The sequence below is a fragment of the Streptococcus ratti FA-1 = DSM 20564 genome (assembly GCF_000286075.1).
In the GTDB taxonomy this organism is placed as follows: domain Bacteria; phylum Bacillota; class Bacilli; order Lactobacillales; family Streptococcaceae; genus Streptococcus; species Streptococcus ratti.
Genome location: NZ_AJTZ01000005.1, coordinates 664,437 through 689,594 on the forward strand (window position 1 = coordinate 664,437; position 25,158 = coordinate 689,594).

Below are 25,158 nucleotides of genomic sequence, written 5' to 3' on the forward strand. Positions count from 1 at the left end.
CTTCACTAAAAAACCACCCATCTGCATGAGTGGTTTAATCTTGTTATTTTGATTTAATGTAATTAACGCCATCTGCTTTAGGAGCAACTGCCTGTCCAAAGAAAACGGCTAATACCAAAATGGTTAATACATAAGGTGCAATTTGCAGATAGACCGTTGGAATCTTTGATAGGAAAGGCAATTGATTGCCTATAACTGCCAAACTTTGAGAAAGGCCGAAAAACAGACTTGACAGCATTGCCCCTATTGGATTCCACTTACCAAAAATCATGGCTGCCAGCGCAATGAAACCTGGCCCTAAAATAGTTGTTCCTGCAAAATTAACCGAAATAGATTGAGCATAAATCGCTCCTCCTATTCCTCCTAAAAATCCAGAAATCATAACGCCCCAATAGCGCATCAGGTAAACATTGATTCCCAAAGTATCAGCAGCCTGAGGATGCTCACCGACTGAACGCAGGCGCAGGCCAAATCTTGTCTTAGTCAGGATAAACCAGGCAAAAACTGAAAAGAGAATGGCGATGTAGGCAACTAGGCTGGTTCCTTCAAAGAAAATTGGTCCGATAAAAGGAATGTCAGACAAGATTGGAAAATCAAACTTTCCAAAAGACTGGTGAATATTATCTGTCTGCCCTTTATTATACATGGATTTAACAAAGAAAACTGCTAAAGAAGGTGCCAAAAGATTAAGAACTGTTCCAGAGACGATATGATCTGCCCGAAAATTGATAGTGGCCACAGCATGAATCAAGGAAAACACCAGACCGACCGCTCCACCGATCAGAGCTGCAATCCAGGGCGTTGCCCTGCCAAAAGACTCAGCAAACTCTAAATTAAAGACAATTCCAGCGAAGGCACCCATAACCATGATCCCTTCAAGTCCTACGTTAACAACACCGGATCTTTCAGAGAAGACACCGCCTATACTAGTAAAGATGAGAGGCGTCGCATAAACCAGCATTGATGATACTAAAAGAGCTAAAATACTTTCTAAACTCATTTTACTGACCGCCTTTCACTTGTTTTTTGGGTTTAATATAACGTTCAATAATATAGTGGGCACCGACAAAGAAAATAATCAGTGCAGTCACTACTTTTATCAATTCAGGTGGCGTTCCGACATGAGTTGCATCACTGATACTCATACCTGGTGCTCCAACACTGAGCGCCCCAAACAAGAAAGCTGACAGCAAGATACCTATCGGTGAATTAGAAGCTAGAAGACTGACCGCCATTCCGTCAAATCCGATTGCCAGAGAACTGGTTTGTACATAGACATTGCCAAAGGTTCCGAGCCCTTCAACAACACCGCCAAGACCCGCCAGAGCTCCTGAGATAACCATAGACAAAACAATGGTTCTTTTAGCTGACATACCTGCATATTCACTGGCATGCGGATTGAGACCGACTGAACGAATCTCAAAACCGAGCGTTGTCTTATTGAGCAGATACCAAACAACTAAGATAGCAATAAGGGCTAAGAAAAAACCAATATTCATCCGAGAATTATCCGTCAGTGCCCGCAGCCAGTCGGTTTGATAGCTGGCATTTTTGCCAACATAGATACTGGAGTCAGAATTACGCATAACACTCTTGGAAAAGCCATCCTGAATGATAGCATTGCCAATATAGAGCACAATGTAGTTCATCATAATGGTGACGATAACTTCGCTGGTCCCAAGATAGGCTCGTAAAAATCCTGGAATAGCCCCGACAACCCCGCCTGCTGCTGCTCCAATAAGAACAGTCATGACAAGCATAACAGGACGCGGTAAGCTAGGATTAGCTAAAGCAAACCAGCCGGCAGCTATCCAGCCAGCATAAGCTTGGCCTGACAAACCGATATTGAAGAAACCAGCACGGCTGGCAACTGCAAAACCAAGTGCAATTAAAATCAGCGGACTCATCGCACGAAAAATTTCGCCAACATCTTTTAAACTGCCGAAAGCCTTTTGGAAGAGGCCTTCATAAGCCCACACTGGATCGTAGCCAAAAATAAGCATGATAATGGCACCCAGTACAATTCCTAAGACAACCGAAATCAGAGGAACGACAAGTTGTTGTGTTTTTTTAGACATTTGCTTCCTCCTTTTCAATACTTCCGCCGGCCATCAAAATTCCCAGTTCTTGTTTATTAGTGGTTTCCGGCCTTACAATGCCTTGAATTTTACCATCGTGAATAACGGCAATACGATCAGATAAATTAAGAATTTCGTCCAATTCGAAACTAACCAGCAAAACAGCTTTCCCCTTATCGCGTTCTGCCATCAGGCGTTTATGAATATATTCAATAGCTCCTACGTCCAAACCGCGTGTTGGCTGACTGACAATCAGTAAATCCGGATCGCGGTCAACTTCACGGGCAATAATAGCCTTCTGCTGATTACCGCCTGACAGCCCCTTAGCCGGAACCAGTTCACTGGCACCGCGGACATCAAATTCTTCCATCAGCTGCCGTCCATGTTCATTAATTTTATTATAATTTAAAACGCCGTTTTTGCTCAGCGGCTGTTTGTAGTAAGTCTGCAGAGCCATATTTTCTGCCAGCGTCAGCTCGAGGATCAAGCCGTCACGGTGCCTGTCCTCAGGAACGTGCCCCACGCTTAATTCTGTAATCTTGCGGGCCGAAAGCTTGGTCACATCCTGCCCTTTAATGGTAATAGTTCCTGATTTAATCTTACGCAGGCCTGTAATGGCCTGAATTAATTCACTTTGACCATTGCCGTCAATTCCGGCAATACCGACAATCTCGCCGGCTCTAACATCCAAGGAAAGTCCCTTGACAGCAGGAATTCCGCGATTTTCATTAACTTCTAAATCCTTAATGGATAAAGTTATTTCCTTAGGATTAGCAGCAATTTTTTCAGTCGTAAAGGAAACCGAACGGCCAACCATCATTTCAGCTAAATCTTGAGATGTCGCTCCTGCTACATCAACAGTTTCAATACTTTTACCGCGTCTAATAACAGTTACACGATCAGCAACCAAACGAATTTCGTCCAATTTGTGCGTAATCAAAATAATTGATTTTCCTTCCTTGACAAGCCCCTTCATAATGCTCATCAACTCCTGGATTTCAGAAGGCGTTAAAACAGCAGTCGGTTCATCAAAGATAAGGATATCAGCACCACGGTAGAGGGTCTTTAAAATTTCAACCCGCTGCTGGGCTCCGACAGAGATATCAGCAATCTTAGCATCCGGATCAACAGCCAGGCCGTATTTTTCAGACAGTTCTTTAATTTCCTGACCAGCCTTTTTTAAATCTAAAATACCATTTTTAAGAATTTCATTTCCTAAAATAATGTTTTCAGTCACTGTAAATGCCTCAACCAGCATAAAATGCTGGTGTACCATCCCAATGCCTAATTGGGCTGATTTAGACGGAGAATCAATTGTAACAGTCTTACCATTGATCGCAATCTCACCGCTGGTCGGTTCAAGCAAACCGGCAAGCATGTTCATCAAGGTTGATTTCCCAGCTCCATTTTCACCAAGCAGGGCATGAATCTCACCTTTTCTGAGATTGAGGTTGATATGATCATTAGCCACAAAATCACCAAATTTTTTGGTAATTTCTCTCATTTCAATGACATGTTGTGTCATAATACTTTCCTTTCAGAAATTTTTATACTTCAGTAGAAAGCAGGATGTGATCATAGAGTGATTCTGTCCTGATCTCTACTGAGATACAAAGATCTCAGTGTTAAAAAGGCGACCGGCTGAGGTCGCCCTTAAACCCTTATTTTTCTGGAACTTTGATGTCGCCTGATACGATTTGTTTCTTAGCGTCATTTACAGCTTTTTTAGCATCATCAGATAAATTGGTTGGCGCAAGGTCAACACCCTTATCCTTAAGTCCGTAAGTTGTTACCTTACCGCCTGGGAATTTCTTATCTGCAGTGTTATTTGAAATCAGCTGAACAGCTTTACCAACTTCTTTTAATGAAGATGCAAGGACGAAGTTAGATTTCTTACCGTCTTTAGAAGTGTATTTTCCTTCAGCAGCCTGGTCGCGGTCAACTCCAATCACCCAAACTTTCTTAGATTCATTTTTCTTTTCATTCAAAGCTTTGGCTTCGCTGAAGACACCTGCACCTGTACCGCCTGCTGCTTGATAAACAACATCAGCACCGCCGGCATACTGAGCAGCAGCGATTGTTTTACCTTTAGCTGCATCGCCAAATGATCCTGCATAGTCAACTTGAATTTGGATAGATTTATCTACAGATTTAACACCGGCTTCAAAGCCTTTTTCAAAACGAGTGATGACTGCTGATTTAACACCGCCTACAAAACCAACTTTTTTCGTTTTTGTTGTTTTAGCAGCTGCAATTCCTGCAAGATAGGCAGCTTCATTATCAGCGAATGTAACGCTGGCAACATTGTCCTTGTTTTCAATGACATCATCAATGATAACATAGTTAACTTCTTCATTGTCAGCCGCTGTTTTTTCAATAGCATCATGCAGAGCATAACCGATACCAAAAATTAATTTATAGCCGCTCGATGAAGCAGTATCAAGGTTAGTAGCATAATCAGATTCATTAGCCGATTGGAAATAATCAAAACCATCTCCCTTGCTGAGGCCATTGTCCTTGCCCCAAGCCTGTAAACCTTCCCATGCTGATTGGTTAAATGACTTGTCATCAACACCACCAGTATCAGTTACAATAGCAACTTTTAAATCTGTTTTAGCCTTGCTATTGTTTTTAGCTGCGCGATTGCCGCAGGCTGCAAGTCCTAATACTGCTGCAGCAGTTAAACCTAAACCAACAATTTTCTTGTTCATAAAGATGAACCCTCCTAAGTTTTATATACAACAAGTGTTGCCGAAAAATTAACATTAAACCTAAAGGCTTAACAGACCAATAAAAACAGCTTTACCTCAACTCTGTAAACGAATAAGGCAATAGCTCATCGACCGTCATCACGACCGTCTTACCATCCTTAGCAACCAAGGTAACCCGAGCAGTTGGCTCAAAAAATTCAGCCATCACCTGCCGGCAGGCACCGCACGGAGAAATCGGATCCTCAGTTTCACCATAGACAGCTATCTCTTCGAAGTCACGATGGCCTTCAGAAATAGCCTTAAAAATAGCTGTCCGTTCACCGCAGTTGGTAAGTCCAAAACTGGCATTTTCAATATTACAGCCCAGATAAATATCACCGGACTTGGTTTTGACCGCGGCTCCAATAGGGAAATGAGAGTAGGGCACATAGGCATTTTGGCTGGCTTTTTGGGCAAGAGATATTAAATCAGTAGCCACCTTTTGCTTCTTTCCCTTCAACAATCGCAATTCCAGCAGACGTTCCGATTCGAGTTGCTCCCGCTTCGATGAAGGCTTGAGCATCTTTTAAGGTACGTGCTCCGCCAGCCGCCTTAACACCGAATTCGGGTCCCACTGTCTGACGCATGAGACGCACATCTTCCACTGTGGCTCCTCCCGTAGAAAAGCCAGTTGATGTTTTAACAAAATCTGCTCCTGCTGCCTTAGCTGCCTGACAGGCCTTAACTTTTTCCTCATCGGTCAAAAGACAGGCCTCAATAATAACCTTAACCAGCTTATCTCCGCTGGCTTCAACAACTGCCCGAATATCCTTTTCAACAAAATCGAAGTTGCCGGATTTTGCCTGCCCAATATTGATAACCATATCAACTTCATCAGCACCGTTTTTAATAGCATCTTTTGTTTCAAAAGCTTTGGCGGCGCTGGTCGTCGCTCCCAGAGGAAAACCGATAACGGTACAAACCTTGACATCACTTTCTTTGAGAGAAGCAGACGCATAAGAAACCCAGGTAGGATTGACACAGACGCTGGCAAAATGATAGTGCTTAGCTTCCTGAATGAGCTGGTCAATTTGAGCCTGAGTACTTTCTGGTTTTAATAAAGTATGGTCAATGTAATGATTGATTTCCATGTTATCCCTTCTTAACAATTAAGTAATGATTCTTAAAATCTCATTTACACTCAATTCTTCCTTATTTATTTTAACATTTTTTTTGAATTCTGTAAGCATGTTTTCAGATAATTTTTCATTGGAGTAAACCCTTGCAATCAGATCTCCTTTTTGGACGGAATCCCCCACTTTTTTCTCAAAAACAATGCCTGTTTCATAATCCAGTTTATCTGTTTTAACTGCTCGGCCAGCTCCCAGACGCATTGCAAAAAGTCCAAAAGCTAAAGCTGGCAGCTCTTTAATATAGCCTTCTTTATCTGCAGCTATTTCGGTGATAACAGGTGCTGCTGACGGACGGTACAAATCTGCTAAGTCGCCTCCCTGACAGACAACCATCTCTTCCAGCTTTTTAAGAGCCTGACCGTTCGTTAAATGCTCGCGAATATCTGCCAAGCTCTTTTGTTTTCCAGCCAATTCTAACATCAGCTGAGCCAGCTCGCAGATAAAATCGGTAAGGTCTTTACGTCCTTGTCCCTGCATAATCTGCAGAGCCTCTAGAACTTCCAAGCGATTCCCGATAGCCTGCCCCAGAGGCTGACTCATATCCGTTATAACAGCAATTGTTCGCCGTCCCATTTCCTTGCCAAGAGCAACCATAGTCTTAGATAAGGTCTCTGCTTCTTCCAATGTCTTCATAAAGGCGCCATCACCGACAGTCACGTCCAGTAAAATGCGGTCTGCCCCCGCAGCAATCTTTTTGCTCATGATGGAACTGGCAATCAGGGGAATAATATCAACAGTCGCTGTAACGTCGCGCAAAGCATAAAGCATCTTGTCTGCCTTAACCAGACTGTCGGACTGACCGATGACCGCTAAGCCAATCTTTTGAACTTGCTTGATAAAGTCTGCTTGTGAAAGTTCAATACGGTAACCTTTAATTGATTCCAGCTTATCAAGAGTTCCGCCAGTGTGACCCAGACCGCGACCGCTCATTTTAGCAACAGGCACTCCAAAGCTCGCAACCAGCGGTACTAATATCAATGTCACTTTATCACCTACACCGCCGGTTGAATGCTTATCCACTTTTATACCAGAAATAGCAGACAGATCAATTTGTTCACCCGAATTAACCATGGCCATAGTCAAATCATGTGTTTCTCTGGTTGTCATCCCTTTAAAATAAACGGCCATAGCAAAGGCTGACATCTGATAATCAGGCACTCGGCCGTCAGTGTAGGCTGCAATAAGCCAATTTATTTCCTGTGTCGTCAATTCATGACCGTCTCGTTTTTTCTGAATTAAATCAACTGCTCTTACCATCAAACTACCCAAAAACACTTAGCAAGCGGCTGAATTCCAGATATTCTTGGAAATTTGCTTTTCTAGAATAAGCCTGCTAAATTCATATACCGCTGGTCTCGTATTTATTGCCTTTCTTTCCTACTCCTAAGAACATAATAGCCCTTGTCTCTTTTTAAAACGGCAGCATTGCCAAAAACCTGCTCCATTTTTGCCTTAGCGCTGGGAGCTCCTTGCTTTTTCTGGATGACAATGGTCAGGCTGCCGCCTGTATTTAAATGATCAATACTATCTTCAATGACAGCATGAACAACATCTTTGCCGGCTCTAATAGGAGGATTACTGATGACAGCATCGAAACACCCCGAAACATTTTCGTAGATATTCGACTGAAAAATATTGGCATTGACCCCATTTTTTTCAGCATTCACTTTAGCTAAATCAAGAGCCCGCCTATTAATATCAACCATGGTCACTTCAAGACTGTATGCCTTGGCCAGAGAAATGCCCAAGGGACCGTAACCGCAGCCGACATCAAGCAAGGTCTTTTCCCTTTTAAAATCAAGACTGTTTAAGAGAACCTGACTGCCGTAATCAACCATTTTTTTGCTGAAGACACCTGAGTCAGTTAAAAAATGGAAGGTCTCCCCCAGCAAATTGACATCTATTTCTTTTAGCTCATGCTTGCTGTTAGGATTTTCTGTATAGTACATATTATTCATCGTATTTTCGACTCCTGTTTTACGCTAATCAATTTTAGCATACTTTGAAACGGTTTTCAATTCAATGTGGTATAATGTTCTTCAAAGGAGTATTTCATGGCCAACGAGTTTATTAATTTTGAAAAAATTTCCCGTCATACCTGGCAGCACCTGCATCAAAAATCACAGCCGCCTTTAAACGAGGCAGAATTAAATTCCATTAAGAGCCTCAATGACCAAATCAGCATTCAGGATGTCACTGATATTTACCTGCCCTTGGTCAGTCTGATTAAAATTTACAAGAAAGCACAGGAAAATCTCAGCTTTTCTAAAAGTATTTTTCTGCAAAAAGACCTCAACAACCGCCCCTTTATTATCGGCGTTTCTGGTTCTGTTGCCGTAGGCAAATCCACTACCAGCCGGCTTTTGCAGCTTTTGCTGGCAAGAACCTTTAAAAATTCCAGTGTTGAAATGGTTACTACCGATGGTTTTTTGTACCCCAATGCTGTTCTTTCTGCTAAAAATATGCTGAATCACAAGGGTTTTCCCGAGAGTTACGATATGGAACTTCTGCTCAACTTTCTCGACAGTATGAAAAGCGGGCAGACCGCAGAGATACCTGTCTACTCACATGAAATTTATGATATTGTGCCGGGTCAAAGCCAGACTCTTTCAGCACCTGACTTCTTGATTGTGGAAGGTATCAACGTCTTTCAAAATCCTGTAAATAACCGGCTTTATATGAGTGATTACTTTGATTTTTCAATCTATATTGATGCGGACAGCAAACATATTGAAAATTGGTACCTTGAACGCTTCTCAACCCTGCTGGATCTGGCTAAGAATGATGAAGAAAACTACTACCATCGTTTCTTAAAGATGGGAAAAAAAGGAGCTCTAGATTTTGCCAGAGATATTTGGAAGAACATCAACCTCATCAATCTGGAAAAATACATTGAGCCTACGCGAAATCGTGCTGAGCTTATTCTCCATAAGGCGGATGACCACAAAATAGATGAAATTTACCTGAAAAAGTGATAAAAGCTTGTCAAATGCTCAAAATTTCTATATAATAATATAGTTATCATAATTTGGAGGTAAAGACATTGGCAAATATCAAATCAGCGATCAAACGTGCTGAACTCAACGTTAAGCAAAATAACCGCAATTCAGCTCAAAAATCAGCTATGCGTTCTGCTATTAAAGCCTTTGAAGCAAACCCAACTGAAGAACTTTTCCGTGCTGCTTCTTCCAGCATCGATAAAGCTAAATCAAAGGGGCTGATTCATAAAAATAAAGCAAGCCGCGATAAAGCACGCCTTGCACGTCAATTAGCTAACTAAGAAAGCTGGAATATCTTCCAGCTCTTTTAATTTCCAAAAAAGCGGCTGATTATATATCACAGCATTACGAAAACACCTCTGAAGAATTCCAGTCTGCCGGAATTCTTCAGAGGCGTTTTTTATTCTGTTTATTGGGATGCAGTGAAAAACTCATTGCTTTTACTTACTGGCAGGCAAACGAACTTCAAAAATAGTTCCTTGCGGCTTCTTATCTTTAACGATAATACTGCCTTTTAAGCTATCGGTAATTTGTTTAGCCAGAGACAAACCGAGACCAAAACCGCCTTTTTGCCGGGTCCTGGCCTTATCAACGCGGTAAAAACGGTCGAAAATTCTCTTTTTATCTGTATCTGAAATTCCCTGACCGTTGTCAGCTACCGAGAAAATCAAATTGCGGTCGGTTGTTTTAACATCTATCCAAATTTCCCCTTCTTGACCCGTGTATTTGACAGCATTGTCAAAAAGAATGGTCATTAATTGTTTGAGTAGAGTTTTGTCAGTTTTAATCTGACGGCTGACCTTATTTGCAATGTGCAGCGTTTTACCGTTTTCCTGCGCAATCATGGCATAATTTTTAAAGGTCCCATCAAAAAAGCTGGGGTTAACCTCTGTTATTTCGGGTTCAATACCATCATCACGACGTGCCAGATTAAGGAGATTAGTTGTCAGCATCCTCATATTTCTGACTTCTTCCAAACTGGAAGCGATAGATTCTGAGGATTCTAAAATAGTAGCCTCAGGCTTTCTAAATAGGCTTTCCAAGCGATTTTGCAAAACGGCCAGCGGTGTGCGCAGTTCGTGACTGGCATTTTCCACAAAAGATTTCTGCTTTTCGTAATTCTCTAAAATAGGCTTGCGGCTCCACTTGGCTAAATAGACACTGGCGATAACTGAAATCAGCCAAAAAACAATCATAACGCTGATAATAATCGTCACATAGCGTTTGTTAGCTTCCTCCAGCTGAGTCGTGTTAATAACAATCGTTGCATATTTTACCTGAGGATAAAAATCATTATCCACTTTAACCGTTACAATCCTATATTTTTCCGTTTGGCCATAGATATTCTTGGCCTTTTGCTCGGCAATATCACCTAGATTATTCAGCTTAGGATGAATGCGGTATAAGGGTGAAAAAGCATTGATATTATTGACAACCTGCCGTTTTTTATTATAAAGAATCGTATCCGTATTGGCAGCCATTTGACCATTGGGTTTGATTTTAAAGGAAGGTTCTGAGTTATTTTCGCCAATGGTATCATCAATCATGGTATTTCTGACCATAGCCATATTGACATAATCATCAATATTTTTAGTTGCTTTTTTAAGACTGTCATCAACCGAAGAATAAATACCAAAGCGCATGACTTGTATGATGATCACCGTCATTACAAAGAATATGCCCGTAAATACACCAAAGAAATGGCTGAAAAAGGAGGCATTCTCTCCATGCCTGTTTTTTTGTCTCAGTTTAATTAGCATTCTTCAAAATATATCCTACACTGCGCAATGTCTGCAAGTTTTTTCCGAACTGAGTATCTTTTAGTTTTTTTCTGATTTTAGACACATAGACCTCAACGACAGAAATTGTCGTATCACTGTCAAATCCCCAAATTCGGTCAAAAATCTGTGATTTAGGCAAAATAACATTCTGATTCTGCAGGAAATAAACCAGCAAATCGAACTCCTTGCCAAGCAGCTCAACTTCCTTACCATTTACTTTGGTTGTATTGGTCGATGTATCCACCGTTAAGTCACCGTAAACAAGGCTTTTATCGGTATATTTCCCTGAGCGCTTAAGAAGAGCTTGAATACGCATTTTCAGCTCTTCTAAATAAAAAGGTTTTGTCAGATAATCATCAGCTCCCAGTTCAAAGCCGTGTCCCTTATCATCTAAGCCTTCTTTAGCGGTCATAATCAAGACAGGTGTTGTAATACCCTTCTCACGCAATTCCTTCAAAACCTGAAAACCGCTCTTTTCTGGCAACATCAAGTCCAATAAAATTAAATCATAAACGCCGCTTTCAGCCTCATAAAGCCCCTCTTCCCCATCAAAAACCTGCATAACGTCAGCAAAATCATCCAGAAAGTCAAAGATGGAATTTGACAGGCTTAAATCATCTTCTACTAATAATATCTTTATCATGTTCCGCTCCTTTTCTTACTTTCTATTATAGCATGACTTAGAAGTTTTCGACTAATTATTTATGAGGAGAGGAAATTCCTTTAAGTCAGCTGTTAGCGTTAGCAAGAGCTACAATCAAGATAGTTAAGGCAGATTTTGCTGCCAGTGAGAGAAAAATGGGGTTATTGAATACTTTTTTCATAGATAGACCTCTTCTTTCTTTCAGAATAGACCCAGTCTAACCTAACATTCTTAAAAGAGGCTTAATGAAAAAAATATTGCTTTAGCTAAGCAAAACATAGCAGCTGTTAAAAAAAAACTAAAACAGCCATTTACGAATAGTTATATTGAAGCGGTGACTATATTGTATAAAGCAAAAAAATATTTTAATAGAAAGATTAGCACTGAATATTGTCGGTCAAAAAAAGACTTGGTCCTGGCCAATACAGAAACTAAATCTTTTGACTCTATAATATCTGAATAAGAAGTTGAACCAATTTGTCAGCCATTAGCCTAAGTACCAACAATTTCTTTTATTTTTGTAGCTTGAGTCGAGTTGTAATGCTGACTAAGTTTTATAATTACATTTTTATTAACCGCCGCAGGCTAATCCTTTCTAAAATAAGAAATAAAAATCCCTAGACCTACTATTCCAGCAATTACTAATATAGTATTCTTATTTTTTAATCCCCAAATTAATAAAAATAGATCAATTAACAAAACAAATATAGATGTAAATAGCCTGCTTTTACTCATACCTACCTCCTATAGAAGAATAATTCCGCAGTAGTACAACTAAGATACAGCAAAGATTTTTATGAGCCTTTTATTTGTTAATTGTACCTGCCTTCCAACATGTTAATAATAGTTTTATGTTCAATATCACTGTTTATATTCCCGCTTTTGCCTTACTCTATCATAATTTCTATTTTTTCTCAACCATATCATTATTCCCCATAAGCTTTTTGAAAAGTTGGATTCTTTGATTTCACTGAAGACAGCCTTAAAGTCCTTCTAAGATATCGAAAGTAAATTAGCAACGATTCGGAACAGTCTTGTTTTAAAGCTAAACTAAAGGAAACCAACAAACTTATCAAAGATATCAAGCATCAAACCTTTAGCTTTCGTAATTTCAAGAACTTTAAAACTAAAATTCTCATCACTCTTGATATCAAAAAAGGAGAAAACCGACTTGGTCTTCTCCACGTGTCAAGATCAATCACTCACTACAGCTGACAAAAAGCTTTTACAGTTTAAACTCTTTTTTATCTGACCTTGCTTTTTAAGCTCCGCAGTCTTTAGGAATACCATTAAAAATGACCTGTAACCGCCTGCCAAACAGCTGCCTTCTCTCTTTCGATCAGAGCAGTTCTGGCTGCTATTTCTTTAATTCCCATAGTGATATTGCGGCTGAGAGCCAGATTATCCAGCTGCGGTTCAAAGAAAGCTTTGTATTCCTCTAGCCGCTGATCGGTTTTAAATATATTAGCCGGAATAACAACAAAGCTGTCAAAACTCATGTCACCGCCAAGCGTGTCTTTAATCCACTCCCAATTGTCACGTGCCCATTGCCAGAACGCTTCCTGGGTATAAGGCTCACTTAAGAAAAGCCTGTACCAGAGCGATAAATCCTGAGGCTTAATAAGGTCCTTGTTTTTCAGCTGACTCAAGATTCTTTCAAGCGTTGTTTGCGATTTGGTGTGCGCCAGAGCACTAGCCAGCTGCCTGCGGAAGTTTCCGTCATTGGTTAGCACATAAGCATCCAAGTAAAGTCTTACTAATTCATCCGTTTCAGCATGCTTGATTTGATTGGTCAAAACAGCAAGCCGAACAGCAGCTGGGATGGATTCGATATTTCCCCTGTGCGTTTCAAAAATTGCCTGTGCTTTTTCATTGGCATCAGGATCATCAGCGTAAATCATATTGGCCAGAACAATCTGACGAATCTTCTCATCCTCGTCGCTTTCCTGATCCGATTTTTCAAAACCAAGACGCTGATAATTTGCCTGATAAACATCGCGAACTAAGGATTTAAAATCTGATTCAATTTGGCTGCCTTCCTCTAAAAATCTCTCTATGCCGGCCACCAACTGATGACTTGCCGACATGACCAAATAAGACGTCTCAGCCGATAGGTTTGATAAAAGCAGCACTAATTCAGCATAAGAAATCTGACCACTTTCTGCCAACAAACGGCGCTCTTGAATGATTTGCAGTTTGGAAGTATTATCTAGACGATCAAAATCTGCTAAAACAGCCTCTAAAAGCTGTCCATCGTAATTGCTGATGTAGTGCGCAGTATTGCCGGTATTTAAGCGCAAAGCCCCCTTATCTTTATTGTCAGCCAGCAGCTGACTAAAGTTAGGAATTTTAATGGACTCTTCTTTCAAGATATCAGGCAGACCAGACCAATTGCTGTTAAGCGGAATTTGCCAGAGGCGGCCAGCCTCTTCATAATCGCCAATAAAGAATTGTTTTTGCGAAATATGAAGTGTGTCATCCTTAACAGCCAGCGTTACTAAAGGATAACCCGGCTGCTCAAGCCAAGCGTCCATAAAGCTGGCAACATCTTTGCCGGAAGCAGTAGACAAAGCATTCCAAAGGTCGCGTCCGACAGTATTGGCATATTGATATTTTTCAAAATAGGTCTTCAAGCCAGCGGCAAAAGCCTTATCTCCCAGCCAGCGGCGAAGCATGTGCATGAGACGGCTTCCCTTAGCATAAACAATAGCGGCATCAAAAATGGTATTAATCTCATCCGGATGATTAACAGTGACATGTACAGACTGAACACCGTCTGTTGCATCACGTTTAAGAGCATGAGGAACACCGCTTGTCTGGAAATCTTCAAAAATATTCCAGCTGGGCTCAATTGCATCAACAGCAACATATTCCATCATGTTGGCAAAACTTTCATTAAGCCAGAGGTCATCCCACCATTTCATGGTGACTAAGTTGCCAAACCATTGGTGAGCCAATTCATGAGCAATAACAAGCGCTACCTGCTGACGGCTGCTTACTGTTGAATTTTCATCAACTAAGAGATAAACCTCCCGATAGGTAATCAGTCCCCAGTTTTCCATGGCTCCGGCAGAAAAATCCGGAAGGGCTAGATGGTAGGACTGTGGAATTGGATACTTAACACCAAAATACCCTTCATAAAAATTAATAACACGAACAGCGATATCTAGGGCAAAAGCAACCGAGTCGCTGCTTTGAGCCTCAGTCGCAAAAACACCTACTTCTGTCCCATTATTTGTGTAGGCTTTCTGCCCATGAAGACTGCCAAAGGCAAAAGCCAACAGATACGAAGACATTCTAGGGGTCGTATCAAAGGTCCAGACACCAGTCTCCTCACGGCGGCTGATATTAATTTCGGGCATATTAGAGAGAGCGACATCGCCCTCTTCTTGGTCAAACTTCAGCGCTAAATCAAAGGTAGCCTTTGCTTCTGGTTCATCAATACTTGGAAATGCTTCGCGGGCAAAGTGACTTTCAAACTGCGTTGAAATGATCTCTTTTTTAACCCCGTTGACAGTGTAATAGGAAGGATAAATGCCCGTCATATTATCTGTAATTTCACCTGCAAATTCCAATACTAGAGTCATACTGCCGGTTTCAGGGAGTTCAATATGAATAGCCTCATGATCATTGTCCAGTTCGTAAACCAACTCAGTATTATCCAAAAGAACTGAGCTGATGGTCAAGTTTTTCTGATGCAGCGAAATCACATTGTCAAGCGCTTCTCCGTTGATAGCTACATTGCCGGAGAAAGTTCTTTGCTGACGGTTAATGTCTAGAAAAATATTATAATTTTCAGGCACAAACTTTTCAATAAAGTGTTCTACAGATTCCATGTATCTCCCTTATTATTTCAAAATTTCTAAATCATTATTATATCACAATTCAATGATTTTTCCAGTTTTAAGATAGACAATCCATTCACAGATATTTCGAGCATAGTCACCAATCCGTTCAAGATACATCAGTACCTGAAAGTATTCCTTACCTGCAAAAGCAGCATCTGGTGTTTTCTTGATTTCTTCAACCGCCAGACTTTGAATATCCTTGAAATAGTTATCAATTATTTCATCGCTGGCTGCAATTTCATAAGCCTTTTTATCATCACCATTAATGTAAGCATTCAAAGCATCCTCAACCATGCGCTTGACAGCTTTGCCCATCTCACTAATTTTTTCTTCAACAACTAAAAGGCGCTCTTCACCCTTCATGCGAATCGTCGCCTTAGCGATTGAGGAAGCATGATCACCCATTCGTTCAATATCGCTTGAAGCTTTGAGGACTGTAATGACTGTTCTCAAATCATTAGAGACGGGCTGCTGCAGAGCAATAATCTCGAGAGACTTTTTTTCAAGCTTAGTTTCATACTCGTTTACTACATCGTCATCAGCAATAACTTCTTTTGCCAAGTCGCGGTCGTGACTAACAAAAGCACGCACCGTTTTATTAATCTGTGCCAGTACTTCTGTACCCATCGCGTAAAATTGATTATGTAATTTATCTAATTCTTCTTCAAATTGCGATCTTAACATGTTCTCATCTCTTTTCTATTATTATTTTATCCAAACTTACCTGTAATATAATCTTCTGTTTCTTTTTTCTGCGGATTTAGGAACATTTCTTTAGTATTACCGTACTCAATCAAATCCCCAGCAAGGAAAAAGCCCGTCCTGTCGGAAATGCGCGAAGCCTGCTGCATAGAACGCGTAACGACAATCATCGTATACTTTTCTTTTAAAGCATAGAGCGTATCTTCGATTTTTCCTGCTGAAATAGGGTCCAAGGCCGAAGTCGGTTCATCCAGCAAAATAATCTGCGGGCTGGTGGCCAGAACTCTGGCTATGCAGACACGCTGCTGCTGGCCGCCAGATAGACCGATTGCCGAATCATGCAGACGGTCTTTCACTTCATTCCAAATGGAAGCACCATTTAAAGATTTTTCAACGGCCTCATCAAGAACCTTCTTATCCTTAATACCCTTTAAACGCAAGCCATAGACAACATTTTCATAGATGGTCATCGGAAAAGGATTGGGCTGCTGGAAGACCATGCCGATTTCTTTACGCAGATCTACTGTGTCTGTCCGTGGACTGTAGATATTATGCCCATTGTACATGATAGAACCCGTGACCGTTACTTCCGGATTAATATCACCCATTCGGTTGATAGCACGCAGCAAGGTTGATTTACCAGATCCTGACGGCCCAATCAAAGCGGTGATTTCATTAGGATAGAAATCAATGGACACATTATTAAGTGCTTTCTTTTTACCATAATAAACAGACAAATCATTTACTTTTAAAATAGGTTCTGTCATTGTTTTCCTTTCTATCCAAAGTGTCCAGACACATAATCACTGGTTGATTTCAATTTAGCATTTTGGAAAATATTATTGGTCATATCATACTCAATCAAATTTCCCAAATAGAAAAAGGCTGTGTAATCACTAGCGCGGGCCGCCTGCTGCATGTTGTGAGTAACGATGATAATCGTATAATTTTTCTTTAACTCAAACATGGTTTCTTCCAACTGCATTGTTGCCACAGGGTCAAGAGCTGATGCCGGTTCGTCCATTAAAAGAATATCAGGTTTCACCGCAATAGCCCGAGCAATGCACAAGCGCTGCTGCTGACCGCCAGAAAGAGTAAAGGCAGATTTATGCAAATCATCCTTGACTTGCTCCCAGAGCGCTGCCTGTTTAAGAGAGGTCTCAACAATTTCATCTAAGACTTTTTTGTCTTTAATGCCGGCACGCTCGTAAGCAAAAGTTATGTTCTTATAGATTGATTTAGCAAAGGGATTGGGCCTTTGGAAAACCATGCCAATGTGCTTACGCATTTCATAAACATTGATATTGGGAGCATTGACATCAATGCCCTCATACATGATTTCTCCGGTTACTCTAGCAATATCGATAGTGTCATTCATTCGATTTAAACTGCGGAGGAAAGTTGATTTACCGCAGCCTGACGGACCTATTAAAGCGGTAATTTTGTTCTTTTCAAACTGCATATCAATCCCATTGATAGCCTCGTTTTCACCGTAATAGACGTGTAAATCCTTGGTTGATAGAGCGAGATTTCCTTCCGGAAAAGTAATAATATGCCTTTCATTCCAATTATAATCTGCCATTTGTCCTCCTTTAGGCTGCTGATGTTAGCTTAGCATGCAGCTTCTTACCGATGTAGCGTGCTGACAAGTTAAAGATAAGGATAAAAATAAGTAAAACTGCTGCACTGCCTTCAGATACTTTGGTAGCATCCGGAATTGTTCCTTCACTGTTAACCTTCCAAATATGAACAGCCAAGGTTTCAGCCTGACGGAAAATGGAAATCGGACTCGTTGTACTAAGCGGATTCCAGTTTCCCCAATCCAGAGCCGGTGCAGATTGACCTGCTGTATAAATCAGTGCTGCTGCTTCCCCGAAAATACGGCCGGAAGCAAGCACAATACCGGTCACAATTCCCGGAAGTGCTTCCGGAATAACCACATGAATCACGGTTTCCCAGCGTGAAATACCCAAAGCAAGGCCAGCCTCGCGCTGCGTATGATGGACATTTCGCAAACTGTCTTCGATATTACGCGTCATCTGCGGTAAATTGAAAACAGTCAGCGCCAGAGCACCTGAAATAATGGAAAAGCCGTATTGAAATTGAACAACAAAGATGAGATAACCAAAAAGACCAACAACCACAGACGGCAGAGAAGACAAGATTTCAATACAGGTACGGATAAAATCTGTCAAGCGGCCCTTTCTAGCATACTCAGACAAATAAATACCAGCTCCCATAGACAAAGGGATAGAGATAATCAGTGTTACGACTAAAAGAAAGAAGGAATTATAAAGCTGAATGCCGATGCCCCCGCCAGCTTCATAGGAAGAGGAGCTGCCTGTCAGAAAGTGCCAATCAATGCTGGGAATTCCCCGGACAAGAATAAAAAGCAAGAGCAATGCCAAAATGGCAATAATAATACCAGCAATGGTATACAAAATACCAGTAACTAATTTATCCAGTTTTTTAGCGTGCATAATTTTTCTTACCTTCCCTTGTAATAAATTTCATCAGCATATTGAAAGCCAAACTCATAATCAGAAGGACTAAGGCCAGTGACCAAAGAACATTATTTTGGACGGTTCCCATAACTGTATTTCCAATTCCCATTGTCAAGACAGAAGTCAGGGTTGCTGCAGGTGTTGTCAGAGAAGTTGGAATGACTGCTGAATTTCCGACAACCATCTGAATTGCCAATGCTTCACCAAAAGCACGGGCCATCCCAAAAACAACCGCTGTAAAGATACCTGGTCTTGCCGCATTTAAAATAACACGCCAAATGGTTTGCCAGCGAGTTGCCCCCATAGCAAGACTGGCTTCCTTGTAGTGTCTTGGAACAGCTTTTAGACTGTCAACAGTCATAAAGGTTACAGTCGGCAAAATCATAACGAACAGGACAAAGACCCCAGATAAGATACCAAATCCTGTACCGCCAAATAAGGTTCTGACAAAAGGCACAACAATCTGCAGACCAATAAATCCATAAACAACCGATGGAATCCCAACAAGCAGCTCAACAACAGGCTGAAGAATTTTAGCACCGTATTTAGGTGAAATTTCAGTCATAAAAACTGCAGCTCCAATGGCAAAAGGGGTTGCAATCAAAGCTGATAAAATGGTAACAATGAAAGACCCTAATATCATCGGCAGAGCTCCTAGCAAGGGTTTGCCGTCCGGTCCTTTAACATTAGGCTGCCACTCTTTTCCAAAAAGAAATTTGAAAGGATTGATTTTATCTACAAAGAAGGTTGACAGTCCCTTTTGAGCAACAAAAATGAGAATCATTGCAACGATAAGCACAATTAAAGCCAAACAGCAAAAGGTAATTGTCTTACCAAATTTTTCTAAACGAGAATTTTTAGAAGGTGAGGTCAGCTTTTTAATCAGTTCTTGATTTTTCATGATTCCTCCATATATCAAGATAAGAACTTTGAAAAGCAATAAAAGCAGCTGAACCAGTCAGCTAAGTAGCTTTTATCCCTTTCACTTGTATATCATTATTTAGCCGTTACAGTGCCGTCTGCACTCTTAACAACTTTCATATCATTAACAGAAATATAACCCATTCGAGGAACGATGCTCTTTTGCACCTTGTCACCCATCATGAAGTCCAAAAATTCTTTGGTTAAACCTTTGGCTTTCCCTTTGGTATACATGTGCTCATAAGACCAAAGCGGCCAGTCGTTAGTTGTTACATTTTTTACGGTTGGCTTAAAACCATTTAATTTTAAAGATTTTACTGAGTTATCGACGTAGGCAAAGGCCAGATAAGAAATTGCACCCGGAGTCTGTGAAACAATCGACTTCACCATACCGTTGGAATCCTGCTCCTGGCTTTGCTTGGCGTCTTTTCCATCCATGATGACACTGTCAAAAGTCGCCCGAGAACCAGAGCTGGCAGCTCGGTTAATAATAGAAATTTCTAAATCCTGACCGCCTACCTGTTTCCAGTTGGTATACTCACCGGTAAAAATTTTTTGCAGCTGTTCAACAGTTAAATTAGAAACCTTAACTTTTTTGTTTACAATAACAGCAAGTCCGGCAACCGCAACCTGATGGTCAACCAGTTCTTTGGCATCGATGCCGTCTTTTTCTTCAGCAAAAAGATCACTGTTGCCAATCTGAACAGCGCCTGACTGTACTTGCGAAAGCCCTGTACCAGAACCGCCGCCTTGAACATTGATAGTTTTACCTAAATGAGACTGAGCAAACTCATCCGAGGAAGCCTCTACCAATGGCTGCAAGGCTGTTGAGCCAACACTGGTGATTGACTGTCCCTTATCAATCCAGCTGGAACAGGCCGCTAGAGCCAGACTGGCCGCAGCCAGTACCAAAGATAAAACTATTTTTTTCTTTCTCATTTACTTGCTTTCCTTTCCTAATCAATTATAACAATAAAATAAATGAAACGGTTTGCAATTGTAAAATTTTTTTAAAATGTATTCTATAACATTTACACTTGAAAACGAAGTCCCTTAGGAAAATAATTCTTTAACGTATTGCCTGTGACCTTGGCAAAACCTAGGCCATTCCCGTTTATGAGAATTTGATACCAGCCCTTTTCATAATCCTTAGAGAGAGGCAGGACATTTCCAGAAGCATAAACCTTAAACTGTTCTACATCAATTTCAATAGACTGTACTACTTCACTTTTTCTTAAAGCCAGTCCCAAGGCAAAAGACGGTTCAAACCGATCCTTCTTGAAGGTTCCTAAATGCAGGCCGTTTCTGGCGATCTTCAGCTTGGAGAGAGCTGGCAGTTCCTGCGGCAGCAAATAAAGCTGGCTGCCAAAGGTTTGATAGATTCCCTCTAATCTGACTTTAAGGTGTTTATTAGCAAAATCCTTCCAGAGCTTTTCCTGCTCTTTTTTTAAATGACTTTTAGCGGCTTTTGCCAGAACAGATGGCTGAGCCGGCCGTTTATCCTGAAGCTTGGCTACAAACTGTCCTTCCCCTTTAAAACGATGAGGATACATCCGTGCTGCTTCTGGCATATCAATACCTTCGGTCATACCGTTGACCTTGGGAACGTCTGCCAGCTCCAAATAATCATACTCTGACAGCAGCCAATTGACAATATCCTCGTTTTCTTCCGGAGCCCAAGTACAGGTTGAATAAACTAGGCTGCCGCCCTGAGCCAGCATTTTCACAGCTTCTTGCAGAATTTCCTTCTGAAGCTCAGCACATTCTGCCGGATAATCCTCATGCCAATATTGCATGGCAGCTGGATCTTTTCGGAACATTCCTTCGCCTGAACACGGAGCGTCTAAAACAATAAGATCAAAATAATGTTCAAAGGTTTGAGCTAGATTTTTTGGGCTCTCATTGGTAACAATGACATTTCTGGCACCAAAGCGCTCTACATTTTCCACAAGAACCTTGCTGCGTTTTTTAGAAATCTCATTGCTCACCAAAATTCCTGTATTGTCCAGATAAGAAAGCAGGTGAGTGGTTTTCCCTCCCGGAGCTGCCGCTAAATCAAGCACTTTCATTCCCTTTGCAGGAGCTGCAACCTGAGCAACCATCTGAGCAGCTGGCTCTTGAGAATAAACTAAACCTGAGACATGCTCTGCAGACCTGCCCGAAACCTTGCCATAATGCCCCCAGTCTGTGTTAGGAATCGGATTTCCAAATGAAAGCTGAGTGCCTTTTAAAGGGTTGACTCGAAAAGCAGCTATGGCTTCTTCTTTGAAACTGGCAAAAAAGTCTTCAGCCTCGCTTCCCAAAATAGTGCAATATTTTTCTACAAATTTTTCAGGTAATGACATATTAACGATTTATCTTGTTTATATTAAAAAGAAATAGTCTGTTCTACAGCATATTATTTAATATATTTTTGGATTTCTTTTAATTTAGCTTGTGGGACAAACATGATCATCTGCCGAGTTTTATAGTCGGGCTTGTGACCACACAGATCAAGAACAATATAGCCCAGCTTTTCTCCCATGATACTGCCTGCAGCATAGTCCCAAGGAGCAATGTTAGAAAAGTAAGCAATAAAACGTCCTTCCAAGACGCGGCAAATACTGAGCCCAGCACTGCCAATCCCGCGAATTCCCAAGGTGCGGCGTCCTAAATCAGCTATCCCCATAACATTTTGAGCACACATGGCACTGTTGCCGCCGATTAAAGAACGCCTCAAAGGTCTGTCATGAAAAGAAGGCAGGGATTTTCCGTTTGCGGTCACGTCAAATTGGCCGCCGCCGCTGTAAAGAATATCGTTCATGACATCGTAAATGAGACCAAACTGACCAACACTGTTTTCATAATAAGCGATCATAACAGCAAAATCGCAGCCTTGAACAATAAAATTGACCGTTCCATCAATCGGATCCAAAACCCAGACAGAGCCATCGTCGATATCTGATACAAGACCGTCCTCTTCTGCAAAGAAATGGTCTTCCGGATAAGCGCTGTGAATTCGTTTGACCATCAATTCCTGAACTGCCTTATCTAAATCAGTAACCAGATCATCAAAGCCTGACTTTTCTTCAATCACCAAATTATGTGTCATATTATCACGAATATAGCGCCCTGCTTCATAAATCAGTTCTTTTGCAAATTGAAATTTAGTTTCCAAGGGAGATAAATCCTTTCTCTTTAGCCTTTGCTGCCTGGACTGCACGGTAGACTGAATAGCCGCTGACCCTTTCAAACTCACGGTCAATTTGCTTTTCCTGTGATTTACTGACGACAACAGTCTTATATTTCCTGTAGCCTTCTAAAAGACGACTTACCTCAGCTTTGCTTTCGTAAGCCTTCTCGACTAGATTTAAAAAAGAAAGCACTGAGGCTATTTCTTCAGTGCTCCACGATAAATCTAAAGGATAAGAATAGTTTTTACTCATCTTCTTCCTCAGTTTCTGCTTTAATCGTTGCCTGACGCAGTTCTTGCTTGCGGTAATCTCGTGGTAAAAAAGCCCGAATTTCATCTTCATTAAAGCCAATCTGCATACGCTTATCATCCATAATAATCGGACGGCGAAGCAGGCTGGGATTTTTTGAAATAAGGTTGATTAGCTCAGAGACAGACAATTCATCCACATCAATATCTAATTTTTGAAAAACTTTTGAACGGGTTGAAATGATGTCTTCGGTTCCATTCTCGGTATAAGAGAGAATCTTCAGTAAATCATCGCGGTTCAGAGGACTCGTGATGATATTATGCTCTCGAAAGGCAACATCGTGTTTATTTAACCAAGCCCTTGCCTTACGGCAGCTTGTACAGCTAGGTGATAAAAATAAGGTAACCATATCCTACCCCTTTATTCATACTTGCCTTTTATTATACAGGATTTTAAGTAACTTGGCTATGCTTTTCCCCAATTTAAGGCAAATTCTTTATCCATTTTAAGCTGGTTAACTAAATCATCAATGCCATTAAACTTGACCATTTCGCGAATTTTATCCAGCCATAAAATTTCAATTGTTTCGCCGTAGATGTTTCCGTCAAAATCAAAAATATTGGCTTCTAAGCGCAGCTCTGTCCCGCCAAAGGTAATATTTTTGCCAACGCTGGTCATTGAACGATAGCGTTTCTCGCCCACCAAGACATCAGTCACATAAACACCGTCTGCCGGCAAATAGGTCCGATCAATAGGCGCTAGATTGGCCGTTGGAAATCCTATCGTCCGGCCTCTGGCATCACCGTGAACAACAATTCCTCTTGTTGAAAACTCGTAACCTAAAAGCTGGTTAACCTGAGCAACATCTCCCTGATCGATTAGCTGACAGACGCGGGTCGAGCTGATTTTTTCCTGCTTATGCTGGACCTCAGCTACTGTAACAACCTGTCCGGAAAAATTGCGCTTAAGGTAGTCAGAATCTGTTTTATTATGACCAAACTTATAGTCAAAGCCGACAACAATAGCTTTTGCTTTCAGAGCTTGAATATAGCCATCGATAAAATCATCAGAACTGGTTTTGGCAAAAGCTGAAGTGAAATCTATCAAATAAAGATCATCAACACCATACTCTGCAAATTTGGCGTAACGTTTTTCCGGATAATTGATATGATTAAGCAGCTCCGGACTGAAACGCGAGAAAGCTAGCTGGGGAGATTCAGGAAAAGTAAGCACAACAATTTTTAAATTTTCTTTATCCGCCAGTATTTTCGCCTCTTCAAAAAGTTTTCTGTGTCCCTTATGAAGAGCATCAAAATAACCTAGAACTAGGACTGACGGTTCTTTTCGGCAAATGTCCCGATGGCTGCGAATTCTAAATATATTCATCTTCTATTATCTTTCTAAAGCATCATTTTACAGAAAAACTTTTTTGGGCTGATACAAAGCTCCTCGTTTTTCTAAAACAGCAACAAGCTTCTTTTCATCAAAAGCGGCCAGCAGCGCATCTTTTTGGAATAAGGTAATTTGTCGGCCGAAGGAAATCTCATGGACCTGTTCTTTACTCAGTTCTGCCCGCGGCAGAGACAGTACTCCGTATTCAATCGGTAAGATAAAGGAAAAATCACCCGCTGCCGTCTTTTCTGCAACCTCATTTAAGCTTAAAGCATCCTCCAATTTTAAACCAGCTGCAGCGGTCCTTTCAAGGAAAGACATATGGCTGGCATAGCCGAGTCTGGCTCCTAAATCAACTGCTAAGGTTCTAACATAGGTTCCCTTGCTGCAAGAAACTCGAAAATCAAAACGACAGCAATCATCCTCAAACATTAAATGGCTGGTCCGTTTAAAATCATAAATCATGACTTGACGCTGAGGACGTTCTACTGCCTGCCCTGCACGCGCATATTCGTATAATTTTTTCCCATTGACCTTAACAGCCGAATACATGGGGGGAGTCTGATTGATCTGGCCGACAAAAGCTGACATAGCAGCATCGACATCTTCTGTTGTCAAATGCTTGTCAACTGGTGTTCTCTCAATAATATCGCCGCTAACATCTTCCGTCGCTGTCGAAAAGCCAAGGGTCACCTGTCCCTCATAAACCTTGCCAGCTTCTGTCATGTATTCTAGAACCCGTGTGGCCTTGCCAACTGCAATGGGAAGAACTCCAACAACATCAGGGTCAAGCGTACCGCCATGGCCTATTTTCTTTTCATGAAGAATCTTACGAAGCTTAAAGACTGCATCATGTGAGGTCATTCCTGCTTCTTTTTTTAAATTGATAATTCCTGAAATCATAACTTTTATTATAGCATAGATTAGCCAAGGATGGTTAATATAAAAGCTCTGTTTAGATATTAGCTAGCTGATCATAAAGATT

Annotated in this window: 25 protein-coding genes and 1 pseudogene; 3 read left to right on the plus strand and 23 right to left on the minus strand. The window is 41.1% G+C overall.

Annotated features, from left to right (window positions below; translation table 11 throughout):
• Positions 1 to 43: 43 nt before the first annotated feature.
• The 8 genes from SRA_RS05210 to SRA_RS05245 form a co-directional block, all read right to left on the minus strand.
• Positions 44 to 1,000 carry an ABC transporter permease gene (locus SRA_RS05210; protein WP_003088407.1) on the minus strand — a complete coding sequence of 319 codons (957 nt, stop codon included), beginning with the start codon at positions 998 to 1,000 and terminating at the stop codon, positions 44 to 46.
• A gap of 1 nt (position 1,001) precedes the next feature.
• Complete coding sequence (locus SRA_RS05215) at positions 1,002 to 2,078, minus strand: ABC transporter permease (RefSeq protein ID WP_003088409.1); 1,077 nt, start codon at positions 2,076 to 2,078, stop codon at positions 1,002 to 1,004.
• Positions 2,071 to 3,603 (minus strand): ABC transporter ATP-binding protein, encoded by a 1,533-nt coding sequence (locus SRA_RS05220; protein WP_003088411.1) that lies wholly within the window; start codon positions 3,601 to 3,603, stop codon positions 2,071 to 2,073. The genes SRA_RS05215 and SRA_RS05220 overlap by 8 nt, the downstream gene beginning before the upstream one ends.
• 136 nt (positions 3,604 to 3,739) lie before the next feature.
• On the minus strand, positions 3,740 to 4,789 hold the full coding sequence (locus SRA_RS05225) for a BMP family lipoprotein (RefSeq protein ID WP_003088415.1): 1,050 nt from the start codon (positions 4,787 to 4,789) through the stop codon (positions 3,740 to 3,742).
• 91 nt (positions 4,790 to 4,880) lie between these two features.
• Positions 4,881 to 5,267 carry a cytidine deaminase gene (locus tag SRA_RS05230; protein WP_003088417.1) on the minus strand — a complete coding sequence of 129 codons (387 nt, stop codon included), beginning with the start codon at positions 5,265 to 5,267 and terminating at the stop codon, positions 4,881 to 4,883.
• Positions 5,257 to 5,919, minus strand: a complete 663-nt coding sequence (deoC, locus tag SRA_RS05235) for a deoxyribose-phosphate aldolase (protein WP_003088419.1) — start codon at positions 5,917 to 5,919, stop codon at positions 5,257 to 5,259. The genes SRA_RS05230 and deoC overlap by 11 nt, the downstream gene beginning before the upstream one ends.
• Positions 5,920 to 5,937: 18 nt before the next feature.
• Complete coding sequence (locus SRA_RS05240) at positions 5,938 to 7,218, minus strand: pyrimidine-nucleoside phosphorylase (RefSeq protein WP_003088421.1); 1,281 nt, start codon at positions 7,216 to 7,218, stop codon at positions 5,938 to 5,940.
• A 104-nt stretch (positions 7,219 to 7,322) separates the two neighbouring features.
• A complete protein-coding gene (locus SRA_RS05245) occupies positions 7,323 to 7,919 on the minus strand; it encodes a class I SAM-dependent methyltransferase (protein ID WP_003088423.1) in 597 nt (198 codons plus the stop codon).
• A 96-nt stretch (positions 7,920 to 8,015) separates the two neighbouring features.
• Here SRA_RS05245 and coaA point away from each other — a divergent pair, with 96 nt between their 5' ends.
• Both coaA and rpsT read left to right on the plus strand, forming a co-directional pair.
• A complete protein-coding gene (coaA, locus tag SRA_RS05250; protein WP_003088425.1) occupies positions 8,016 to 8,936 on the plus strand; it encodes a type I pantothenate kinase in 921 nt (306 codons plus the stop codon).
• 53 nt (positions 8,937 to 8,989) lie between these two features.
• A complete protein-coding gene (rpsT, locus tag SRA_RS05255; RefSeq protein ID WP_075347106.1) occupies positions 8,990 to 9,241 on the plus strand; it encodes a 30S ribosomal protein S20 in 252 nt (83 codons plus the stop codon).
• Positions 9,242 to 9,400: 159 nt separating this feature from the next.
• Here rpsT and SRA_RS05260 read toward each other — a convergent pair whose 3' ends face one another.
• Together SRA_RS05260 and ciaR are read right to left on the minus strand one after the other, a co-directional pair.
• Positions 9,401 to 10,720, minus strand: a complete 1,320-nt coding sequence (locus SRA_RS05260; RefSeq protein ID WP_003088429.1) for a sensor histidine kinase — start codon at positions 10,718 to 10,720, stop codon at positions 9,401 to 9,403.
• Complete coding sequence (ciaR, locus tag SRA_RS05265; protein ID WP_003088430.1) at positions 10,710 to 11,384, minus strand: three-component system response regulator CiaR; 675 nt, start codon at positions 11,382 to 11,384, stop codon at positions 10,710 to 10,712. The genes SRA_RS05260 and ciaR overlap by 11 nt, the downstream gene beginning before the upstream one ends.
• A gap of 1,011 nt (positions 11,385 to 12,395) precedes the next feature.
• Between ciaR and SRA_RS10390 the strand changes: the two are divergent.
• A pseudogene (locus SRA_RS10390) lies at positions 12,396 to 12,573 on the plus strand (ISL3 family transposase); the annotation flags it as partial.
• A 100-nt stretch (positions 12,574 to 12,673) separates the two neighbouring features.
• Here SRA_RS10390 and SRA_RS05270 read toward each other — a convergent pair.
• The 13 genes from SRA_RS05270 to truB all read right to left on the minus strand — a co-directional run bounded on the left by SRA_RS05270 (position 12,674) and on the right by truB (position 25,076).
• Positions 12,674 to 15,220: a M1 family metallopeptidase gene (locus SRA_RS05270; RefSeq protein WP_003088438.1), complete on the minus strand. Its 2,547-nt coding sequence runs from the start codon at positions 15,218 to 15,220 to the stop codon at positions 12,674 to 12,676.
• 42 nt (positions 15,221 to 15,262) lie between these two features.
• On the minus strand, positions 15,263 to 15,916 hold the full coding sequence (gene phoU / locus SRA_RS05275) for a phosphate signaling complex protein PhoU (RefSeq protein WP_003088439.1): 654 nt from the start codon (positions 15,914 to 15,916) through the stop codon (positions 15,263 to 15,265).
• A gap of 26 nt (positions 15,917 to 15,942) precedes the next feature.
• A complete protein-coding gene (pstB, locus tag SRA_RS05280; RefSeq protein WP_003088441.1) occupies positions 15,943 to 16,701 on the minus strand; it encodes a phosphate ABC transporter ATP-binding protein PstB in 759 nt (252 codons plus the stop codon).
• Between the two features lie 11 nt (positions 16,702 to 16,712).
• Positions 16,713 to 17,516 carry a phosphate ABC transporter ATP-binding protein PstB gene (pstB, locus tag SRA_RS05285; RefSeq protein ID WP_003088443.1) on the minus strand — a complete coding sequence of 268 codons (804 nt, stop codon included), beginning with the start codon at positions 17,514 to 17,516 and terminating at the stop codon, positions 16,713 to 16,715.
• A 10-nt stretch (positions 17,517 to 17,526) separates the two neighbouring features.
• On the minus strand, positions 17,527 to 18,414 hold the full coding sequence (gene pstA / locus SRA_RS05290) for a phosphate ABC transporter permease PstA (protein WP_003088444.1): 888 nt from the start codon (positions 18,412 to 18,414) through the stop codon (positions 17,527 to 17,529).
• Positions 18,404 to 19,339, minus strand: a complete 936-nt coding sequence (gene pstC / locus SRA_RS05295) for a phosphate ABC transporter permease subunit PstC (RefSeq protein ID WP_003088446.1) — start codon at positions 19,337 to 19,339, stop codon at positions 18,404 to 18,406. The genes pstA and pstC overlap by 11 nt, the downstream gene beginning before the upstream one ends.
• 95 nt (positions 19,340 to 19,434) lie before the next feature.
• Positions 19,435 to 20,298: a phosphate ABC transporter substrate-binding protein PstS family protein gene (locus SRA_RS05300; protein ID WP_003088448.1), complete on the minus strand. Its 864-nt coding sequence runs from the start codon at positions 20,296 to 20,298 to the stop codon at positions 19,435 to 19,437.
• Positions 20,299 to 20,390: 92 nt separating this feature from the next.
• Positions 20,391 to 21,704, minus strand: coding sequence for an RsmF rRNA methyltransferase first C-terminal domain-containing protein (locus SRA_RS05305; RefSeq protein ID WP_003088449.1), 1,314 nt, complete (start codon positions 21,702 to 21,704; stop codon positions 20,391 to 20,393).
• Positions 21,705 to 21,757: 53 nt separating this feature from the next.
• The gene (locus tag SRA_RS05310) at positions 21,758 to 22,516 is read right to left on the minus strand and encodes an inositol monophosphatase family protein (protein WP_003088451.1); all 759 of its coding nucleotides are present in this window, start codon (positions 22,514 to 22,516) and stop codon (positions 21,758 to 21,760) included.
• Complete coding sequence (locus SRA_RS05315; RefSeq protein ID WP_003088453.1) at positions 22,506 to 22,784, minus strand: UPF0223 family protein; 279 nt, start codon at positions 22,782 to 22,784, stop codon at positions 22,506 to 22,508. The genes SRA_RS05310 and SRA_RS05315 overlap by 11 nt, the downstream gene beginning before the upstream one ends.
• Positions 22,777 to 23,190 (minus strand): Spx/MgsR family RNA polymerase-binding regulatory protein, encoded by a 414-nt coding sequence (locus SRA_RS05320; protein ID WP_003088455.1) that lies wholly within the window; start codon positions 23,188 to 23,190, stop codon positions 22,777 to 22,779. Before SRA_RS05320 ends, SRA_RS05315 begins: the two co-directional genes overlap by 8 nt.
• A gap of 56 nt (positions 23,191 to 23,246) precedes the next feature.
• Entirely contained in the window at positions 23,247 to 24,167 is a 921-nt protein-coding gene (locus SRA_RS05325; protein WP_003088457.1) for a bifunctional riboflavin kinase/FAD synthetase, read from the minus strand.
• A gap of 27 nt (positions 24,168 to 24,194) precedes the next feature.
• Complete coding sequence (truB, locus tag SRA_RS05330) at positions 24,195 to 25,076, minus strand: tRNA pseudouridine(55) synthase TruB (protein ID WP_003088460.1); 882 nt, start codon at positions 25,074 to 25,076, stop codon at positions 24,195 to 24,197.
• Between the last annotated feature and the right edge of the window lie 82 nt (positions 25,077 to 25,158).

What these genes read in the sequence shown, in the direction of transcription:
- SRA_RS05210 (WP_003088407.1), bottom strand. Translation starts at nt 1,000, where the DNA reads ATGAGTTTAGAAAGTATTTTAGCTCTTTTAGTATCATCAATGCTGGTT.
- SRA_RS05215 (WP_003088409.1), bottom strand. Translation starts at nt 2,078, where the DNA reads ATGTCTAAAAAAACACAACAACTTGTCGTTCCTCTGATTTCGGTTGTC.
- SRA_RS05220 (WP_003088411.1), bottom strand. Translation starts at nt 3,603, where the DNA reads ATGACACAACATGTCATTGAAATGAGAGAAATTACCAAAAAATTTGGT.
- SRA_RS05225 (WP_003088415.1), bottom strand. Translation starts at nt 4,789, where the DNA reads ATGAACAAGAAAATTGTTGGTTTAGGTTTAACTGCTGCAGCAGTATTA.
- deoC (WP_003088419.1), bottom strand. Translation starts at nt 5,919, where the DNA reads ATGGAAATCAATCATTACATTGACCATACTTTATTAAAACCAGAAAGT.
- SRA_RS05240 (WP_003088421.1), bottom strand. Translation starts at nt 7,218, where the DNA reads ATGGTAAGAGCAGTTGATTTAATTCAGAAAAAACGAGACGGTCATGAA.
- SRA_RS05245 (WP_003088423.1), bottom strand. Translation starts at nt 7,919, where the DNA reads ATGAATAATATGTACTATACAGAAAATCCTAACAGCAAGCATGAGCTA.
- coaA (WP_003088425.1), top strand. Translation starts at nt 8,016, where the DNA reads ATGGCCAACGAGTTTATTAATTTTGAAAAAATTTCCCGTCATACCTGG.
- SRA_RS05260 (WP_003088429.1), bottom strand. Translation starts at nt 10,720, where the DNA reads ATGCTAATTAAACTGAGACAAAAAAACAGGCATGGAGAGAATGCCTCC.
- ciaR (WP_003088430.1), bottom strand. Translation starts at nt 11,384, where the DNA reads ATGATAAAGATATTATTAGTAGAAGATGATTTAAGCCTGTCAAATTCC.
- SRA_RS05270 (WP_003088438.1), bottom strand. Translation starts at nt 15,220, where the DNA reads ATGGAATCTGTAGAACACTTTATTGAAAAGTTTGTGCCTGAAAATTAT.
- phoU (WP_003088439.1), bottom strand. Translation starts at nt 15,916, where the DNA reads ATGTTAAGATCGCAATTTGAAGAAGAATTAGATAAATTACATAATCAA.
- pstB (WP_003088441.1), bottom strand. Translation starts at nt 16,701, where the DNA reads ATGACAGAACCTATTTTAAAAGTAAATGATTTGTCTGTTTATTATGGT.
- pstB (WP_003088443.1), bottom strand. Translation starts at nt 17,516, where the DNA reads ATGGCAGATTATAATTGGAATGAAAGGCATATTATTACTTTTCCGGAA.
- pstA (WP_003088444.1), bottom strand. Translation starts at nt 18,414, where the DNA reads ATGCACGCTAAAAAACTGGATAAATTAGTTACTGGTATTTTGTATACC.
- pstC (WP_003088446.1), bottom strand. Translation starts at nt 19,339, where the DNA reads ATGAAAAATCAAGAACTGATTAAAAAGCTGACCTCACCTTCTAAAAAT.
- SRA_RS05300 (WP_003088448.1), bottom strand. Translation starts at nt 20,298, where the DNA reads ATGAGAAAGAAAAAAATAGTTTTATCTTTGGTACTGGCTGCGGCCAGT.
- SRA_RS05305 (WP_003088449.1), bottom strand. Translation starts at nt 21,704, where the DNA reads ATGTCATTACCTGAAAAATTTGTAGAAAAATATTGCACTATTTTGGGA.
- SRA_RS05315 (WP_003088453.1), bottom strand. Translation starts at nt 22,784, where the DNA reads ATGAGTAAAAACTATTCTTATCCTTTAGATTTATCGTGGAGCACTGAA.
- SRA_RS05320 (WP_003088455.1), bottom strand. Translation starts at nt 23,190, where the DNA reads ATGGTTACCTTATTTTTATCACCTAGCTGTACAAGCTGCCGTAAGGCA.
- SRA_RS05325 (WP_003088457.1), bottom strand. Translation starts at nt 24,167, where the DNA reads ATGAATATATTTAGAATTCGCAGCCATCGGGACATTTGCCGAAAAGAA.
- truB (WP_003088460.1), bottom strand. Translation starts at nt 25,076, where the DNA reads ATGATTTCAGGAATTATCAATTTAAAAAAAGAAGCAGGAATGACCTCA.